Below are 19,150 nucleotides of genomic sequence, written 5' to 3' on the forward strand. Positions count from 1 at the left end.
TCAAGGAATAAAGATTTTTCGGCAAGCTCAAAATGACCATGAATTTTACTCTTTGGACAGCCTCATTTTTTTACGCCAGTTTTTCGCTGATGATGTAACGGGCAAAGGCAAAACTACAGGTAAAAGCGGGCGAAACCGCATTCAGAATGTGCAGTGAATGTTCATCACCTTCGAGCAGAAAATCCATCTCCAGTTTCAGGGTTTCGGTGTTCAGCAGTTGAGCCCTGATGCCTGGAGCCAGCCATTCGTTGAAAGCATTTGCTTTGCAGTTGTGCGTGAGATCTTTGGCCAGACCAACGAAATGCTTTCGGTTGTATTTTCTGATTTCGTGGATGGCCAGTTTTCTGAAATTGAACGAATTGAACAGGAACAATTTGGCTTCGTAGTAAAGTATTTGCAGGAACTCTCCCCATTTGAAACCTTCGAAACCGCTGTAGTTTTCCCTCCAAAAGGCTGGGATGGAAGTTGGACCCAAATTCACCCGGTTGTGTACGCTAAGGGTGTAGTGTACTCCCAAAAAGGGATTCAGTAGATTTGGTACCGGATAGATGTGAGTTTGGCAGGGCAAATCGTTTCCGTTGTATTGCAGATAAATTCCCTTAAATGGGATGATCACCCGATGTTTTGAAAAGCCAAAATCGCGGGCAATTTTATCGGCATACAAACCCGCTGCGTTGATGAGTCGTTTCGCCTGGTAGGCCGAACGATTGGTAAGGATCAAATCGCCTTTGCGCCTCAGGTATCGCACAGCAAAATGAATGCGCACCCCTTTCTTCTGCAGCACCTCGCTCAGCTTTTCGCACACCAAAGCCGGATCAACGCTCGCGGTGGAGGGCGAATAGAGTGCTTGTTTGTGCGTTTTTGCATTGGGCTCAATGCGTGCAAGTTCATCGGTACCGATCAAGCTGACCTCCACACCATTTCTTTTTCCGCGCCGCTCCAGCTCGCGCAAACCTTCCAGTTCAGCCTCATTTGCCACAACCACAACTTTTCCGCAGAGTTTCACAGCAATCTCATGCTCCCTGCAAAATTCCTTCATCAGGCGATTGCCCTCCACGCACAGGCGGGCTTTCAGGGAATCGGAAGAGTAGTAGAACCCGGCATGCAACACCCCGCTGTTGCGTCCACTTGCATGGCAGGCCACCCGGTCTTCCTTCTCGATGAGGACAATGTGTTTTTTGGGAAAGCGGTTTGTTAGCTCGTAAGCCAGGCTTAATCCGACGATTCCGGCACCTATGATCAGGTAGTCGCAAACAATGGGTTCTTTCATGACAAGTTTTTTTCGATTCGCGAATGATTCCATCAAGTTAAGTCAATCCTGACAGTTCGCGAAACAATTTTTGCAAAGAAAATCAACAGAAGCAACCCATGGGATTATTTTCCCGGTGAATTGAAGCTAAGTCCGGGTTAAAAGCTTCCGATAGCTAATGCTTCCGGGAGTCACCCCAGTGGATAAGGGACTTGCACCCTCCGGACTTTCTTTTACAAAACTTAACATTATAAAAGAACTTTTATTAAATTTATCATTCAAGGCACACACAATAAATATAGGTCATTTGGCGGATAGTGCTAAATTTGAAAATGAATACATTTAATAAAACATATAGCGGTTTGATACTATGGAGCTTTGAAATGCCAAACACCCCATATTTGAGCCGTTGTGTGTAAAACAAAAAAGGAAATAACAATAATGAAGTATTTATCGAAAAAAATATTTGTCTACATATTGTTGATAATTGCGCTATCAATAATTCTTCCTTCAATAAAAATATTAGAACAGATGATTTCTAATGGAAATTATAGATTTGAGCAGTATTGGGAAGAACTTAAACGGTTTGATTTTAGGATTGGGGCTCTTTATGCGTTCATTTCTATATCTATAACGATTATACTTGAAAGATTTAATGGACATAACTTCTTCAAGACTCCTATAAATTCAGGAATAAATATTGGAAAGAGTAAATACGATTACTGGCACTTAGCAAAAAAAGCAAATAAACAAATTATTTTATGTGGTCAAAACCATTACTATCTTTCAATTAAAAAGATTAATGAGTTTACAGAATCAATAAAAGAACTCCAAAGTAAAGAAGTTGAAGTTATCATGCTGATGGACGATGTGAGATTTATTGAAACATCTATAGCATGGCTTACGGTTAATGCTCCTAATTTCAATTATTTAAAGAATTATAAAGCTTTTGACAAAGAAAAACTAAAGCAAAATGAATATTTTAATCAACTAATTAAAGCGACTAGTAATCTCTATGAACTTCAAAGTAAGTGTCCAAATTTTAAGGTGTTGACTAAACCCCATGTTCCGATAAGTATGACTTTTGTTGACCCAGAAGAACATGATGGTTTCATTGTCATCCCACAAAACTTTTTTAATTATAAACACATTAATAGACCATATTTCCTTGTTCATAAAAAATGGTCTAAAGAGGTTTTTGATAGTTACTGGGATATTTTTAGCCAAGATGTAAACTTGGAAGAAACTTTACCAATTATTACAGAAAAGAAGACGGACAATGGTAAACTTATATCATTTGGTAAAGATCTAAGTATAATTATAGGACCAGATGATAATATAATAGATGATATTATTTTTAAAGGAAATGACTTGTGAAAAATGAAGTTCTACACATAGTCGAGTAAGCTAGGGGAATTTCACCCCTAACTTCTCACAGAACCGTATCCCGAAAAAAATCGGGACAGGCAGCAAATCTCTCAATTCATACGGCTCTTATTATGCAGTCAATTCAATATTAGGTCAACTGATAATCCAATGTCCAATGATAAAATAAATTGGGATAACAAATAAAATGACGAAATGAAACAATTAAAAGAAATCTCAATCCTATTATGGATTTTATTGAGCTTAAATGCTTGTGTTAGAAATAATGAAACTGTATTTAATGAGATTTATGAATTAACTGAGCAAAATAATTTTTTCAAAGCCAAAAAACAGTTTGAATTAAACAAAAATGCTTTGTCAAAGCCTTATCAAAAATTTATAACAGCAGTTTTAGACAACGCTTTTAACAAACTTGGAGCATCAGAACAAACTATTGACGATTTAATAAAAATTGAGAATTCTATTCCAGATTCACTTCAATTTAAATTGTACGAAACAAAGTACGACAATGCCTTGAAACTATATAATTATAAGGAAGCAAGAAATACGGTTCTAACCATATTGAATGAATATAAAAAGTATTTAGACAATGAGAAAACAGACGACTATGAAAATAGTCTTAAAATATGGACTGCACTAGAAAACGCTCCCGTACAAAAAGTTGATGTTAAAAAAATGACAAACATTAAAATGGAGAAAGATATTGCAGGCTTGAATACGTTAAAAATGTTTGCTGATAACGATTCTCTTAATTTTATTTTTGATACAGGAGCTAATTTATCAACCACATCTCTGTCGATTGCAAAACAGCTAAATATGAATATAATTCCTGTTGATATAAAAGTCGGGACAATCACAGGAGATGAAGTTTTGGCAAAGCTAGCCATATGTAACAAGTTAAGCATGGGAAATATTGACCTATTTAATGTAATTTTTCTGGTTTTACCAGATGAAGCACTTTCTTTCCCAAAAATTAATTATCAGATATATGGTATATTGGGTTTTCCTGTGATTGAAGCTCTAAAGGAAATCAGGATAACCCCAAAGGGCGACTTTATCGTTCCACTTGTAGAGTCCACATCTTCAGAATGTTCTAATATGGCAATGAAAGGATTAAATCCATTAATCTATATCAACGACAAACATTTTACCTTTGATACAGGTGCTGACCAAACCATTTTATATCAAAGATTTTATACGGAGAATCAAAAGGAAATAGATGAAAATTACCAACCTGAAAAAATCAGTTTTGGAGGTGCAGGCGGAAGAAAGGAATTTGACGGGTACAGTATTGATTACACCTTAAATATTGGAGGAGAGCAAGTAAAACTTGAGAATATAAATTTGTTAAAAGAAATGATAAAAGAAAATGAAACTGTTTATGGAAATATTGGACAGGACTTGATTCAAAAATTTGACACAATGATTATTAATTTTGACAAGATGCTTATCAGATTTGAATAAGTACCGCTAAGCCATTAGGTTATAGTCTATCGGAAAAGCTCTCACATCAACCAGCGTAAGAGTAACGTACTGATCGGTTCGTTAGCCCAGGGGAATAAAGAATCACGTCTAACAGGCGTGATTTGTTTGTAAATGTCAGGCGTAGATTCATAATCGCGTTTATTCAATCTTTCAAGAGTAATAGTAGTTCCCAAAAGGAACTATCCACAACAAGTGCAACTCCTGAAAACTGTCCTTTTCCCTAAACATTAAAAGTTAAACACATAAACCTTCATTAAAAAAATAGTCGGCTTATGGTACTTATAAAACAAAATAAAGGACAGTCCGTAAATTAAATAAAGTTTGTTTTTTTTAGCTTTGTGAGCGTAAAACCAAGAGATGACTAAAAGAAAATTAAAACCTAAAGTTCCTAAAGCACTGCTGCTTGCTGTGCTGGCGACAGGCATTATATTGTTACTGTTTATTGCCAAAAGCTTAAGCCCTAAAGGCAAAACGGAGGCTCAGGTATCTGTTCCAGTGCTAACAAAAAATGAAAGCAGAGCCTTGCGTCGCTATAACAATACATACCATCTTGATCTGGCTCAGGAAAAGGGATTGGAAAAACCTTTAATTTCGAAAGCCGAATACAAAGAAAACCCTGACGATTTTGGGGATCGATATGATCTCGAAAAAATAAACGATAACGAATTCTATGAAATACCCCATTTAACTAATTCACTACCTTACCTGCAGGAACCTGCCGTGGAATTCTTAGACCTGCTTGGCAAAAGGTTTTGCGGCCAACTCGAAGAATTGGGAATGAGAAAATACCGGTTTTCGGTTACCTCCATATTACGCACCCTTGCAGATCAAAAATCGCTGCGTAGAAGCAATGTAAATGCTACGCCAAATAAATCATCGCATTATTACGGCCGAACCTTTGATATTTCACAAACACGTTTTTTTGAGAGAGGGAATAGTAAACCCGTTTATTCCTACCGCCTTCGAAATGTATTACTGCGTGTATTAATTAAAATGCAGGATGAAGGTAAATGCTACGTTCTTTTGGAAGGTCAAACAAAGTGCATTCATATCACGGTAAAGTAAACCCATAAAAAAATCCGGTAGTCAGAAATGAGTACCGGATTTTTTTATTCTATTCCTATTCTATATCGACTTCGAAAACATGTTGTCTCCGCCACTTTTGGCAGCACGCAGTTTGTTATCGAAGAGCCTGGCAATATTTCTCAAAAAAATCATCCCTAAATCCGTAACTACTAATTTCTCATCGTTCCAGATAATAATTCCCTCATCGGCTAAAACCTGCAGTTCTTCATTAATACTTGCGGGCAAATAAGCTTTTAAATCATCTGTAAAAAACAATTCGCGACGACAGGTAATATCCAATATTGCACGCTTTACAATCACATCCTCATCGCTTAAGAAGTATCCCTTTTCCAAATCAAGCTCATTCTTCACAGAAGCCTCTTCGTAAGCCTTAATCAGCTTTACATTTTGTGCATAGGCATATTTAGCATCTGATATGGAAGAAGCTCCCAAACCAATCAGCAACTCGGTGTGCGAAGTATTGTATCCCATAAAATTACGGTGCAATCGCTTGGCTTCGCGGGCAATATACAATTCGTCGTGAGGCAATGAAAAATGATCCATTCCCACATCGCTGTAACCCAGTTCAGCCAGTTTCTCATTTCCCAAATCGTACAAAGCACGTTTTTCGGCACTATCCGGAATATCGGCATCGGTAAAAATACGCTGTCCTTTTGTTTTCCATGGCACATGAGCGTATGAATAGTAAGCAATCCGATCGGGCTTCAGCTCCGCTACCTTCTCAAAAGTATCACTCACCGAAGTCAATTTCTGCTTAGGCAGTCCGTAAATTAAATCGAAGTTTACCGAATGATATCCTATCTCGCGTGCAGCTAAAGTTACTTCCTTAACGGTTTCGAAACTTTGCGGGCGATTAATTACCCGTTGTACCTCGGGATCGAAATCCTGAACCCCAAAGCTCACTCTTCGAAATCCAACATCATACAAAGCCTGCAAATGCTCACGAGTGGTATTATTCGGATGCCCCTCAAAGCTAAATTCATGTTCAGGATGTAGTTTTGCATTCTTTTTCAGGCCAATAATTAACTTTTGCAGATTTTCAGGATTGAAAAAAGTTGGCGTCCCACCTCCCAAATGAAGCTCGCGAATAATTGGCTGCTCCTGAAAAGTATTCAGATAAATTTGCCATTCCTTCAATAAAGCATCTATGTATTGATCTTCTACCCCGTGATTACGGGTAATCACTTTTGTGCAGGCACAATAAGTACAAAGCTTTTCACAGTAAGGCAAATGAACGTAAATACTAATTCCTTTCGAAGCATTCGACTCATCAAAAGTCCTTTTCACAACTTTTAGCCAATCTCCCGCTTCCGGGCGCTGATCTCCCCAAAAAGGAACAGTAGGGTAACTTGTGTACCGAGGCACCGGCACATTATATTTTTCAATTAATAATTCTCTGTCCATAACTAAACCATCTTTCGGATTAATACCATACAAATATATCTTTTTTTATAAGATAACGCTCCCGAAGGCCTTTACAAATGCATGAAAGCTTTGTAATTATGCGAGTTGATCGATTTTTATCGTGTTTCGGATATGGAAGCATTTATCCTTAAAAAATCCATTGATTTCAGTTGCCATTCCATCAAACAAGTCTGATTTTTGTATAAAAACCAATCTGCTAAAGCAATGAAAAAAGAACTTCAAGAAGAATTTACCGAAAAATAGGCGAAATATTTCGGAAGCGAAACCGAAATGCCTATCTGCTTTTGGTACAGCAATGAAAAGGTTCAGGATCAGGAAATAGTTGCCAAATCGTGAAACTGTATCATTGCCCTTATGCACAAAATTCAAAAATATGATACAGAATATGGACGAAAGTTTTTTGACTACTGAGGATTGGATGAAGGTAAAAAAAACGAATTTAAGGCAAAATAAGCTTATTGACTACAATTTAAGTTCCGAAAAATACTTTGCATGATTTCATGATTAAGTTTCTTTTCGTACTTTCAGTAATTACATCTTACACTCAACTCTCCTACTCTATGAATCCAAAGGAAATTGTCATCGTAATCAACCCGGGATCAACATCTACTAAAATCGCATTATACAACAGATCAGAGCTTGTTAATGAACATATTATCCGCCATTCGCAAAAGGAGCTCGATCAATTTCATAAAGTTACCGATCAGTTTGAATACCGCTACCAAATGGTAGAAGCCGGATTGGATCAAATGTTATCAGAAAAGGATGCAATTGTGATTGGCATAGTAGGTCGGGGCGGCATTGTAAAACCTCTTGAAGGCGGCACTTACAAAATCAGCAACAAGTTCCTTGAAGACGCAAGAACAGGTAGTTATGGCGATCATGCCTCGAATTTGGGAAGTATGCTTGCCAATAAACTGGCTAAACATTTTAATCTTGATGAGAGTTTTACTGTTGATCCTGTTTCTGCCGGCAACATCTGGGAAAAAGCACGTATATCAGGTGTACCGGGCATTGAACGAAACCGAAGAGGGCATCCTTTAAATATGAAAATGACTGCCCGCAAAATTGCAAAACAACAAAATATCCCTTTCGAAAAGGCCAAATATGTAATTGCTCATTTGGGTGGCGGAATTTCCATTGCAGCAGTTGACGGCGGCAAAATTGTAGATGTAAACGATGCCTTGATGGGAATGGGGCCTTTTTCGCCTAACCGGGCCGGAGCTTTGCCTACTCGTGGTGTAATGGATTTGTGTTACTCCATGCCTCGAAAAGATGTTGAAACACTGCTAAGTAAAAATAGTGGACTAAAAGCTTACTTAGGTGTTGATGATTTACGTGATGTTTTCAAATTAATTGATGAAGGCAATGAAAAAGCACAACTGGTTTACGATGCTTTTGTTTATCAAATAGCCAAAGAGATTGGTGCTTACCATGTTGCTCTAAAATGCAAAGCGAATGGAGTTATCATAACTGGTGGGATAGCCTATTCGGAGCGCTTTATTTCTGATTTAAAAGAATATGTTTCAGACCTTACTAATTTCTTTGTTTATCCGGGAGAAAACGAAATGGAAGCTCTGGCCGAAGGTGCTTTTCGGGTAATCGACGGAATAGAGTTAGCCTTGAAATATTAATACCGCAATGTCGCTTTACTTAATAGGCTTCTTTTATGTATGATCAGCTCTGCATAACAAAAAGTCAATTGCATTGAATGCAATTAAATAAGCTGGAAGGCAACAGATTAGCAGGGTATTTTTTGTATATTAGTAAGGATTCAACCAAAATAATTGTGCAATGACCATCCCCAACCAAAAGCACGCCAATTTATACCGATCCTTAGTCCTTAATTCAGGAGACGCAATGTATTTGTTCAATCTTGATGGAAAGTTGGTTGAGGTAAACAAACAGGCTTGTGCTAATTTGGGATACACAAGAGAAGAGCTTCTTGCTCTATCTTTATATGATGTTGATGCTGAGCACAAAACCAAAGAAAACCTTCTCGAATTTTTCTCAATCCCAGATCGTGAAAAACACTGCAAACTAACTACTTCTCACAAACGAAAAGATGGTTCAACATTTCCGGTTGAAGTTAGTATCTCTTTGTTAAATGAAAACGGAGACAAACTTATACTTGGTATTTCCAGGGATATATCTGAACATGTTGAGGCGAAACAAAATCTTTTCTCCTATATTGATACACTTGAGAAAATACATCAGATTACCCTTATTTCAGAAAATATTGAAAAAATGATTTCCGATGTACTGAATGTAGTGCAGGAAGTATTTAACACAGACCGAACTTTTTTTATTTCTTCTGACAAAACAAAGAATAGTTTTCAGTTTCCACCTCTTGAAATTGTAAAAACCGGTGCATCATATATTTCAATATTTGATGAAAACGAGATAGCAAAAAATTACCGACAAGAACTTCTTGAAAAAAGAAAATATCCCGGCAATGATACTTTCACCTCAGCTTATTTTAAATCAGAAAAAAACAAATCTTATATTGATGAGCTTCATATTAAATCGGAAATGATTACTGCCATAACAATTACAAATAACACTAATTATTTAATGGGGGTTCATCAGTGTACAAAAATACGGGAGTGGACTCAACTTGAGAAAAAATTATTTATTGAAATCAGCAGACGATTAGGGGATACAATAAATCGCTTGCATTATTATCACAACTTAAAGCAAAGTGAGAAAAAATACAAAACCCTTTTCGAAAATGCGCCTCTTTCCTACCACTCTTTAAACAGCGATGGCAATATAGTTGATGTTAATAATACCTGGTTAAAGTTTTTAGGCTACAAAAAGAAAGATGTAATTGGCAAGAACTACGGTGATTTCCTTCATCCTGATTGGAAACATGTTTTTGATACAAATTTTCCGAAATTTAAGGCTTGTGGTTATGTGAATGATGTTCATTTTAAAATCAGACATCAAAAAGGGCACTACAAATACATCTCTCTGCAGGGTTGCACAGGTTGTCACCCTGATGGGACATTTAAAAAAACATATTGTGTATTTCAAGACATTACTTCGAGAAAAAAAGCGGAAGATGAACTAAAAGAGAGTGAAGAAAGATACAGACTGTTAATGGAACAATCTCCATTTACTGTGGAAGTATACGATTTAAATGGATTGCAAATTTCTGTTAATAAAGCATACGAGGAACTTTGGCAATTCCCTAAAAAAATAACTTTATTCAAATTTAATATTCTTAAAAGTCCTCAGGTTCGCTCATCAGGCATGTTAAACTATATCAAGCGTGCTTATGCCGGAGAAACACTGGATATTCCTGATTATCAGTTTAAATCAGAAATTGAAGCAGGTTCTGTTTATAAAAGCCAAAGTCGCTGGCTAAGAACCCGTGTGTATCCTATAAAAAATGAATTTGAGAAAGTCACCCACATTGTATTGGTTCATCGGGACATAACCGATCAAAAGGAAGCACAAAAGGCATTAAGAAAGAGTGAAAGTCAATTTAAAACTTTTGTTCAGCGGGTTCCAATACCTCTTAGTCTTGTAAACATCACAAGCGGTAAAATTAAATATCTGAACGATCGTTTTTTTAATACTTTCGGCTATACTCTGGAAGATATTTCTCATCTGGATGATTGGTGGCAATTGGCGTATCCTGATCCTAAATACAGGGAATGGGTAATGGACAACTGGGAAAAAGCCGTTGACTATGGAATAAAACATGAAACGGACATTATTCCGGATATATACAATATAACCTGTAAGGATGGAAGCAGAAAGCAAATTTTAATATCCGGAATTGTATTGGGTGATGACTTCCTTGCAAATTTTATCGATTTAACTGCACAAAAAAGCATAGAAAACGAGCTGATTGCTGCTAAAGAAAAAGCGGAAGAAAGCGAGAAATTGAAAACCGCGTTTCTAGCCAATATGAGTCATGAGATCCGGACTCCAATGAATGGCATCCTTGGGTTTGCCGATTTGTTAAGCACACCAAAATTAAGTGACGAAAAACGCGAAAAATATATTAAAATAATATCGCAGAGCGGCGAGCGAATGCTTGCAACAATCAATGCTATTATTGAAATTTCGAAAATTGAAACCAATCAAATAGTTAAATGCATCTCGCAAGTTAATGTAACAGAATTACTCAAAAATCAACTGCTTTTCTTCGTGCCCGAGGCTGATAAGAAAGAAATTAAGCTAAGAGTCAAATCAATACTGCCGGTTCAAGAATCTCTTATCTTTACTGATCACACAATGTTGACCTCCATTCTTACCAACTTAATTAATAATGCCATAAAATATACAAATTACGGTTCAATTACATTTGGCTGCACAAAAAAGAACGATTTACTCGAGTTCTCTGTAAAAGATACCGGAATCGGAATACCACAAAACGTACAAAAAAGCATCTTTGAACGATTCACTCGGGTAGATCATGAAAACACAAAAGCAATTGAAGGATCTGGTCTTGGCTTATCAATAACCAAAGCTTACGTAGAATTACTCGGTGGCAAGATATGGATAGAATCGAAAGTAGGTATTGGTTCTCAGTTCTTTTTCACGATTCCTATTAAAGGTTAAATACCGTATTTTTCCTGCAAAGGCTTATTAATTACATTCCGAAGTTTTTCCGATAATGCTTCGGCATCTTGTTTGGTTAATCCTGTAGTTGGAATTAGCGGATGAATAATTACCTCTGCAATACCAGGACTCGCATTGCCTTTAAACATAGTTCCCCGTTGTAATCTTTTCCAATTGGTAGTTTGCGTAATTGGCAATATCGGAATCCCCGTTTGAATGGCGATGGACACAGCCCCAGGTTTAAATTCTCCCAAATTAGGAGCATTTTGAGGAATCGTTCCTTCAGGCAAAATTACCAATGGATAGCCCTCCGCAATTACATCCATCATTTTCTTGAAACTTTTTAGCGCTCCCAAACGATTGTGTCTGTCTACCAAAATATTCATCCCTGAAGTATAAAAAATGTGAAACAAAGGCCATTTTTCAATCTCTTTTTTACCTGTAAACACAAAGTGCTGATCGAAAATAATATACAATGTTGCAGGATCGATAAAAGAGCTGTGATTGGAGCAGATTAGAAATGGCTGACCGGTAATTATATTCTCTCTTCCCTTCACCCGAAGAAATATTCCTGATCCGTAAAGCCAGACCTTTGCATATACTTTTATTACCTTAAAAGCCCTTGGGAAACGTTCTTTTTTGGATAACAAATACTTAAATACCGGATAAAAAAGCAATAATGTTATTACAAAATAAAGAAAGAAATACAGTTTGTATAAGAATCTGATTGGAAATATCAATATATTCATTTTAAAAATCGAAGTTTGATTGTAATTACACACATTAATCAGGCAAAATTACTTGAATGTATCTAGTAACCCAAAAATTCTGCCTACTGTTTAATGAAGCAAAATTAAGCTTTATTATCTTGAATCGCTAAAACAGTATTAAATTCTAAGTTATTTCATTCTTTTTAAGAAATACAGTTTCGTTAATCCACTAAATTCCAGCCCTGTTTTAGTTTGGCACTAAACCTCCTATTTATATTCGCTATTCTGCCAATATCAATCAAAATGATCAAAAATCTAAAATTTCGCATGATGTCCGAATTTAAAAGGCGAACGGATACTAAAGAATTTTAGGCATATGCAAACGCATATAAATAGCGCTCTCTGAAAAACAATAATTTCATAATCATAAAAAATTACATCTGCCCAGTTCCAGAAAATTAAATCTGTGATATATTTCACATAAAAATTAAGCTTTACCTATAAACCTATTTTCAAATGTCCCGTAACACGGAACTCATGCAATACCATAAAATTAAAATAACCTGCATACCCATTATCAATAGAAGGCAAAACAATTTTCCACTTATTAAGAATAACAAAATAACTAATTAACTTATTACTGATGAAAAAAAACACTTGGTCTTATAATCATTTGCACCCTCTTTACTGGAATAGCACAGGCACAATATGGCTATGACTCTTTTAGATCTTTTCGTATTGATATGGGAGCAACTTTTGCAAATCCCGGGGGCAATGAACTTGATGCTGGTATCGGGTTTTATGTAAATCCAAAATTTCACATGGATGACAACCTGCTGTTAGGTATAAAATATGAACGTACTGCGATAGGTGCTGCCAATGATGATTTTCTGGATGTATCAGCAATAAACTGCTATGCGTCAACTATAGACTACTATGTAAGCACCAGTAATTTACGCCCTTTTGCCGGTGTAGATATTGGAATTTATGAGTTAGGATCCATTAGCAAAACAATAATGAGCAATACTACGGAAATTGAGCTGGGGTCGAAGTTTGGAATTGCACCAAAAATTGGTGTTAGTTTTGGACATTTGGATTTGACTCTGCAGTACAACATGATTTTTGACCAGAACGAACGTTTTAACGATTTCAACCACACATCTATTAAACTGGGATTCCACCTTGGCGGTGGTGAAAATTAAAATTTAGATGTACATGCCAGCGCGTTAGAGTCCCTAATAGCTATCGGGAGAAGTGATACTCCACAGCTTTCTGTTTGCGAAGCAATAAAATTAGCGAGGAGTAAAAACGGAAAGCCCGCCCTAAAGAGAAACGCCCTGGAAAAGAAATGCCACTCCTTACGGAATGGCATTTTTTTATATCTGTATAATCGTACTTTTTAGAATTTACGGAAACCAATTAACCTGCGAACCTCTTCAAGAGTTTTAGCCGCGCTTTCGCGGGCTTTTTCTGCTCCTTGCTGAGTTACTTTCCTTAGGTAAGCATCATCCTGAGAGATATCCAGAAAACGCTCTCTGATTGGCGCTGTAAAGTTGATGATATCTTCGGCCAACTGCTTTTTTAAATCGCCGTAACGAATCTCACAATTGTTGTATTTATCGTTAAAAAAATCGTAAGTATCTTTGGTCGAAACCACATCCATTAGGGTAAATAAGTTTTGAATTGCTTCCGGTTTTTCCTGATTCCTAGCCGTTGGCCCACTATCCGAAACTGCTTTCATTACCTTTTTACGAATCTCTTTAGGATCTTCGACCAGACCGATTGCATTCCCTTCCGATTTTCCCATTTTCCCGGATCCATCCAATCCAGGAATTTTCACAAATTCTCCGGTGAACGAATAAGGCTGAGGAATTGGAAAGGTTTCTTCGCCATATGTGTTATTGAATCTTTTTGCAAATTTACGGGCCATCTCCAAATTCTGCTCCTGATCTTTCCCCACCGGTACTCTTTGAGCTTTGTGAATTAAAATATCTGCCGCCATTAAAACCGGATAGGTTAACAAACCGGCATTCACATTCTCAGGGCTTTTACGTGCTTTATCTTTAAAAGAAGTGGTTCGTTCCAATTCTCCCAGATATGCATTCATGTTCATCAGCAAATACAGCTCAGGAATTTCAGGAATATCACTCTGCACATAAATAGTTGCCTTTTCAGGATCGATTCCGCAAGCTAAATATTCAGCCAATACGCTTCTAACATTTGAGTGAAGATCAGCAGGAGTAGGATGTGTAGTCAAGGAATGCCAGTCAGCTATAAAGAAAAAACAATTGTTATCGTTCTGCATTTGAACAAAATTCTTTATCGCTCCGAAATAGTTCCCCAGGTGTAAATTTCCTGTAGATCGAATTCCACTAACTACTGTATTCATGATCTGATTTTATTAATAGCCCAAGCATTGAGCCGTTTATATTTAAAAAAATTATCCAGCAAAATTATGAAACGAATCGAACAAAAAAAATATTGAAGGCCTGAAAATAGTGGTAATCTGCTAATATGAAGAAGATTTGTTCTTATTTGTCTTGCTTAGGCATTAATTATTTGCAGTGTAATCCACGCCCAGACTATGTACCTGCACAATTTCCCGGCGGCCATAAAAAGGGCGACCCAAACAGGCTTACTTCTCAATAAGCCCAATCCCAAAGGAATAATATCTCCAACAAAAGGCAGGAAAGCAAAAAAGGCCAGTGCGCTTCCTTTATTCTGAAGAAACAGTTTAGTTTTTTCGGCCTTCGCCTGATTTATGCGAAGAAATTTTTCGATCCATTCCCACTTTCCCAAATAACCCAAATAGTAGGTTAACATTCCTCCCAGCCAATTCCCAAGGCTGGCAACAGCAATGGTTACAGATATATCGTAACCAGAATAAACAAAAAGGCTTAAAATTGCTTCGGAACTAAACGGCAATATAGTAGCTGCCAAAAAACTGGCCACAAACAATCCCCAATATCCATATTCAAACAAATCTGCCATAAGGCGCAAAGGTAGCTATTCAATTATAAATTAAGAATGATGAATTAATAATAGAGGAAAGTGCACTAATTTAATTCCATCCACATTTTACTATTCAAGACTTTTACTACTTTCCCACTCTTCCAGACTTTTATTCTATCTTTGTAAAAAAATTAGAACATTATTTATGGAAACTACAAGACAAAGCAAAGTTTCAAGATTGCTGCTAAAGGATTTAAGTGAGATATTTCAGATGGAATCGAGAAATCTTTTTGGTGGTAAAATGATTTCGGTTACTACTGTTCGTATTAGTCCGGATTTAGGACTTGCAAAAGTATATCTTAGCATTTTCCCTTCGAGTGAAACTGAAGAGACGATGAAATTAATTAAGATGAATACGAAGAATGTTCGCAGAATTCTTGGAAATAAGGTTGGGAAACAACTTAGAATAGTTCCTGAATTGGCATTTTTTGTTGATGATTCGTTAGATTATATCGAAAACATAAGCAACTTGCTTTCATAATGCAACTCACAAACAGCAATACTTCTCTTAAGTCAATGTAAATTACTTGAACCTTCCCTTCCATATTGCCAAACGTTATCTGTTTTCGAAAAAGAAACAGAATGTAATCAATGTCATTTCGATGATATCGGTTATTGGGGTTGCAATTGGAACTATGGCTCTGGTAATTGTTCTTTCGGTATTTAATGGTTTTGATGGATTGATTCGTGACCTTTTTGGCAGCTTCGATCCTGATTTAAAAATTCTTCCAAAAACAGGCAAAACCTTTGTTCCTGATTCTACTTTTGAGCAAATCAGGAAAATGGAAAATGTGGTTTTCTACTCCGAAGTGCTGGAAGAAAATGCCCTTCTTAAATACGGAAACAAACAACGCCCTGCAATCATAAAAGGTGTAGATGAGGAGTTTACCTTAATGACGGGAATCGACACCATGATGGTTGAGGGGAATTTTTTGCTGAATAGTGGCAAGCATCAGTTTGCTGTACTTGGCTACGGCGTTGCCCTGGATCTGGGTGTGGGACTCACTTTTACCGATTACATTAAGTTTTACGTGCCCAAACGCAATGCAAAATTGGGATTGAATCCAATGGATGCATTTTCAACTGAATATCTGTATCCTTCGGGATATTTTACCATTCAACAAGATTTTGACTCTCAATATGTATTGGTTCCTCTGGATTTTGCCAGAAAATTATTTGACTACACCAATGAGGTGAGTGGTATTGAACTCTCCATTAAAAATCAGGATGAAGTAGAAAATGTTAAGGAACAAATTCAAGCTCTTTTAGGTGACGGTTTTGTGGTGAAAAACCGATTCGAACTGCACGATGTTTTGTTTAAAATGATGCAATCAGAAAAAATGGCCATTTTCTTTATTTTAGCTTTTATTCTTGTCATTGCATCTTTTAATGTAATTGGTTCGCTAACCATGCTTATTTTGGATAAAAAACATGACATTGCCACACTAAGAAGCATGGGTGCCGAAGAAAAAACAATTCAAAAAATATTTCTGCTTGAAGGTTGGCTTATCTCTCTGTTAGGTGCAGCTATTGGCGTAGGATTAGGTCTTGCCATCTGCTTTTTACAGATAAAATTTGGCTTGATAACCCTATCAGGAAACGGAGCTTTTATAATGGATTCCTATCCCGTTGATATTCATTTTACCGATATTTTTATCATCTTTACAACTGTTGTTTCAATTGGATATGCTGCATCGCGCTATCCGGTTCGCTACATCACCAAACGTTTTCTGCAATTCAATTAATTTGGATTGTCAGGATACCAAACTACCTGCTATACCGTTTTAAATTTCTGAATGGACAAATTGTCCATTTCAAGAAGAACTTTTTAATACAATTATAATGAGAAAGATTATTGTTATTTGCTTTTTAGCATTTGGATTTTCCTTACTTGCCAACGCACAGGAAACAGCTCTTACATCGAAAGGAAAAGTTGTAATTCTATACGAAAACGGCACATGGAAGTATGCTGATGTAAGTGTTTCAGGAGAAAACTCAGCTCTGCAAACCGGAAATACAGTACAAACTGCAATTGAGGAAACAAGAATTTCAAATGAACCTCTTGTACTAAAAGAAGCTGATGTTGAGAAAATCACTTTTATTGAAGGTCCAAGTGCAAAACTTCTAAAGTATTTTAAGGATAAAAACATTGTCCGATGCGATTTTACCCTTCACTCTAAGGATGGAAAAGCTACTCTTCAAACCGATTGGAAAATTATGACCGGCGAAGCATACTCGTACTTTGGCTTTATTAAAAAAGAGACCAAACTAAGTCTGGAATTACTTGGAGGACAAATTATTGATTTGGTTTACAGGAACGAATTTGAACCTAAGGAATTTAGTCAATATGGATTTTCCACCTATTCTGCTCAACTGGATTTAACCGAAGATCAGCTTAAATTGCTTCAAAACAAAATTGTAATGAAAGCGACAATGAACTGGAGCCGCAGAGCTGAAGAGTATAAGGTTGTGAATCCTTCTTATTTCATTAAAGCAATCCCACAAATCACTGAATAATTCAATTCCATGAAAAATATTTTAATTCTGTCCATTCTGCTCTTAGGCACAATCAGCCAGACAAATGCACAGCTAAAATTAAGAACTCCGGAAGGAAAAATCGTTCTTTTGTTTGATAATGGCACCTGGAAATACGAGGAAATTAAGAACGTGGAAAAACCTGTTGCACAAATAAAATCTGCTGAAGAAATTGCCAAGCCTTTAGTAATTATTGATACTGAATTGGAGTCTCAAACTGTTATTAAAGGCATTAGCGAAAAATTAAATAAATTCTCGGATACCAATAATCAGGTCAAAGCTGATTTTCAGATCATCTCTATAGAGGGAAAAGTAATTCTGAAAACCAACTGGAAGATTATGGATGCGGAAGGATTTCGTTTTTTTGGATTCATCACCAAAAAATCGAAAATGCTGTTTAGCCTTTCGAACGGTGAGAGTATAGAACTGCAATATGCTGAAGATTTTGAGCCGAAAGAATATCCAAAATACAAATTCACAACCTTTGCAGCAGAACTTGAATTGAATGAAGATCAGATTCGGAAATTACAGAATGCATATCTCGAAAAAGTGGAGATGTACTGGAGCAGGCGAACTGAAAGTTATGAAATTTTCAATCCTGACTATTTCGTAAAAGAACTTCCCAAAATAATCAAATAAAAAAAGACGCTTTAGCGTCTTTTTTTATTCATCATCTATTTGGAGATTTCCCCATTCCATCGAAATCCGATCCAATATCGGCATTAAATCGGCATAATGATTGGCTCTAAGCATATCGATTCGGGTTTGCTTAAAATTCACCAAACCTTTAAACATACCTGCCATATGTCTTCTCATGTGCAAAATACCGCGTTTTTCGTCAATCCACTCAATGGCAGCATCAATTTGCTCTTTTAGCATTTCCACCTGCTGAGCTACTGTTGCAGGAGGCAACAATTCACCGGTATTAAAATAGTGCTTTATATCTCTAAAAATCCATGGTTTTCCTACCGAAGCACGACCAATCATGATTGCATCAACTCCGTACTTATCGAAAGCTTCCTTTGCTTTCACAGGATTTGTAATATCGCCGTTTCCAATAATGGGAATGTGCATGCGCTGATTATTTTTCACATCTCCAATCAAAGTCCAGTCTGCTTCCCCTTTGTACATCTGGCACCGGGTTCTGCCGTGAATGGTTAAGCCTTGAATACCCACATCCTGCAATTGTTCTGCCAGCTCAACAATAATCTTTGAATCCTCATCCCAACCCAAACGGGTTTTTACCGTTACCGGGATATTTACCGCCTTAACAACTGCTTCGGTAATTTTCAGCATCTGCGGTACATTTCTCATCATGCCCGAGCCAGCTCCTTTAGTTGCCACTTTACGCACAGGGCAGCCAAAATTCAAATCTAAAAATTCCGGATTGGCAGCTTCAACAATCTTGGCGGCCTCAACCATTGGATCAACATCTTTACCATAAATTTGAATAGCAACAGGGCGCTCCTCGTCCAAAATGGTCAGCTTTTTCATGGTCCGGTTTACCGAACGAATCAATGCATCCGCCGAAATAAATTCAGTGTACATCAAATCCGCTCCATAACGCTTGCACAAAACCCTAAAAGGCGGATTGGTAACATCCTCCATTGGTGCCAACAATACCGGCCGTTCTCCTAAATCCAGATTTCCTATCTTCACTTTCTTTTCTTTTTTATCAGGCAACAAA

At 36.9% G+C, this 19,150-nt stretch carries 16 protein-coding genes; 10 read left to right on the forward strand and 6 right to left on the reverse strand.

All coding sequences use genetic code 11. The annotated features are described in order from the left end of the window. Positions 1 to 70: 70 nt before the first annotated feature. Positions 71 to 1,270, reverse strand: coding sequence for an L-2-hydroxyglutarate oxidase (gene lhgO, locus ACHZAX_RS18675; RefSeq protein ID WP_320020136.1), 1,200 nt, complete (start codon positions 1,268 to 1,270; stop codon positions 71 to 73). Positions 1,271 to 1,690: 420 nt separating this feature from the next. On the opposite strand from lhgO, the gene ACHZAX_RS18680 reads away from it, so the two are divergent. The 3 genes from ACHZAX_RS18680 to ACHZAX_RS18690 all read left to right on the forward strand — a co-directional run bounded on the left by ACHZAX_RS18680 (position 1,691) and on the right by ACHZAX_RS18690 (position 5,185). Beyond that, entirely contained in the window at positions 1,691 to 2,626 is a 936-nt protein-coding gene (locus tag ACHZAX_RS18680; protein ID WP_320020137.1) for a hypothetical protein, read from the forward strand. Between the two features lie 204 nt (positions 2,627 to 2,830). Continuing rightward, positions 2,831 to 4,099, forward strand: a complete 1,269-nt coding sequence (locus ACHZAX_RS18685; RefSeq protein WP_320020138.1) for a pepsin/retropepsin-like aspartic protease family protein — start codon at positions 2,831 to 2,833, stop codon at positions 4,097 to 4,099. 378 nt (positions 4,100 to 4,477) lie between these two features. Next, entirely contained in the window at positions 4,478 to 5,185 is a 708-nt protein-coding gene (locus tag ACHZAX_RS18690) for a DUF5715 family protein (protein ID WP_320020139.1), read from the forward strand. Positions 5,186 to 5,245: 60 nt separating this feature from the next. Here ACHZAX_RS18690 and hemN read toward each other — a convergent pair whose 3' ends face one another. Beyond that, entirely contained in the window at positions 5,246 to 6,610 is a 1,365-nt protein-coding gene (gene hemN, locus ACHZAX_RS18695) for an oxygen-independent coproporphyrinogen III oxidase (protein ID WP_320020140.1), read from the reverse strand. A 521-nt stretch (positions 6,611 to 7,131) separates the two neighbouring features. Here hemN and buk point away from each other — a divergent pair. Both buk and ACHZAX_RS18705 read left to right on the forward strand, forming a co-directional pair. Continuing rightward, positions 7,132 to 8,265 carry a butyrate kinase gene (gene buk, locus ACHZAX_RS18700; RefSeq protein WP_320020141.1) on the forward strand — a complete coding sequence of 378 codons (1,134 nt, stop codon included), beginning with the start codon at positions 7,132 to 7,134 and terminating at the stop codon, positions 8,263 to 8,265. A 160-nt stretch (positions 8,266 to 8,425) separates the two neighbouring features. Then, positions 8,426 to 11,206: a PAS domain S-box protein gene (locus tag ACHZAX_RS18705; RefSeq protein WP_320020142.1), complete on the forward strand. Its 2,781-nt coding sequence runs from the start codon at positions 8,426 to 8,428 to the stop codon at positions 11,204 to 11,206. Here the strand turns inward: ACHZAX_RS18705 and ACHZAX_RS18710 are convergent. Next, positions 11,203 to 11,955, reverse strand: coding sequence for a lysophospholipid acyltransferase family protein (locus ACHZAX_RS18710; RefSeq protein WP_320020143.1), 753 nt, complete (start codon positions 11,953 to 11,955; stop codon positions 11,203 to 11,205). The two genes, ACHZAX_RS18705 and ACHZAX_RS18710, sit on opposite strands and share 4 nt — an antisense overlap. Positions 11,956 to 12,659: 704 nt before the next feature. Between ACHZAX_RS18710 and ACHZAX_RS18715 the strand changes: the two genes are divergently transcribed. Continuing rightward, entirely contained in the window at positions 12,660 to 13,118 is a 459-nt protein-coding gene (locus ACHZAX_RS18715) for a hypothetical protein (RefSeq protein ID WP_320020144.1), read from the forward strand. Between the two features lie 197 nt (positions 13,119 to 13,315). Here ACHZAX_RS18715 and trpS read toward each other — a convergent pair whose 3' ends face one another. Together trpS and ACHZAX_RS18725 are read right to left on the reverse strand one after the other, a co-directional pair. Beyond that, a complete protein-coding gene (trpS, locus tag ACHZAX_RS18720; RefSeq protein WP_320020145.1) occupies positions 13,316 to 14,305 on the reverse strand; it encodes a tryptophan--tRNA ligase in 990 nt (329 codons plus the stop codon). A gap of 155 nt (positions 14,306 to 14,460) precedes the next feature. After that, on the reverse strand, positions 14,461 to 14,907 hold the full coding sequence (locus ACHZAX_RS18725) for a YqaA family protein (protein ID WP_320020146.1): 447 nt from the start codon (positions 14,905 to 14,907) through the stop codon (positions 14,461 to 14,463). 166 nt (positions 14,908 to 15,073) lie between these two features. On the opposite strand from ACHZAX_RS18725, the gene rbfA reads away from it, so the two are divergent. From rbfA to ACHZAX_RS18745, 4 genes are all read left to right on the forward strand, one after another. Beyond that, positions 15,074 to 15,409, forward strand: a complete 336-nt coding sequence (gene rbfA / locus ACHZAX_RS18730) for a 30S ribosome-binding factor RbfA (protein ID WP_101311699.1) — start codon at positions 15,074 to 15,076, stop codon at positions 15,407 to 15,409. A gap of 46 nt (positions 15,410 to 15,455) precedes the next feature. After that, positions 15,456 to 16,673: an FtsX-like permease family protein gene (locus ACHZAX_RS18735; protein ID WP_101311700.1), complete on the forward strand. Its 1,218-nt coding sequence runs from the start codon at positions 15,456 to 15,458 to the stop codon at positions 16,671 to 16,673. A 97-nt stretch (positions 16,674 to 16,770) separates the two neighbouring features. Continuing rightward, positions 16,771 to 17,445: a hypothetical protein gene (locus ACHZAX_RS18740; protein WP_320020147.1), complete on the forward strand. Its 675-nt coding sequence runs from the start codon at positions 16,771 to 16,773 to the stop codon at positions 17,443 to 17,445. A 9-nt stretch (positions 17,446 to 17,454) separates the two neighbouring features. Next, positions 17,455 to 18,102 (forward strand): hypothetical protein, encoded by a 648-nt coding sequence (locus ACHZAX_RS18745; RefSeq protein ID WP_101311702.1) that lies wholly within the window; start codon positions 17,455 to 17,457, stop codon positions 18,100 to 18,102. Between the two features lie 24 nt (positions 18,103 to 18,126). Here ACHZAX_RS18745 and dusB read toward each other — a convergent pair whose 3' ends face one another. Continuing rightward, a complete protein-coding gene (dusB, locus tag ACHZAX_RS18750) occupies positions 18,127 to 19,122 on the reverse strand; it encodes a tRNA dihydrouridine synthase DusB (RefSeq protein ID WP_101311706.1) in 996 nt (331 codons plus the stop codon). Between the last annotated feature and the right edge of the window lie 28 nt (positions 19,123 to 19,150).

It is taken from the genome of Labilibaculum manganireducens (assembly GCF_963665805.2).
In the GTDB taxonomy this organism is placed as follows: domain Bacteria; phylum Bacteroidota; class Bacteroidia; order Bacteroidales; family Marinifilaceae; genus Labilibaculum; species Labilibaculum manganireducens.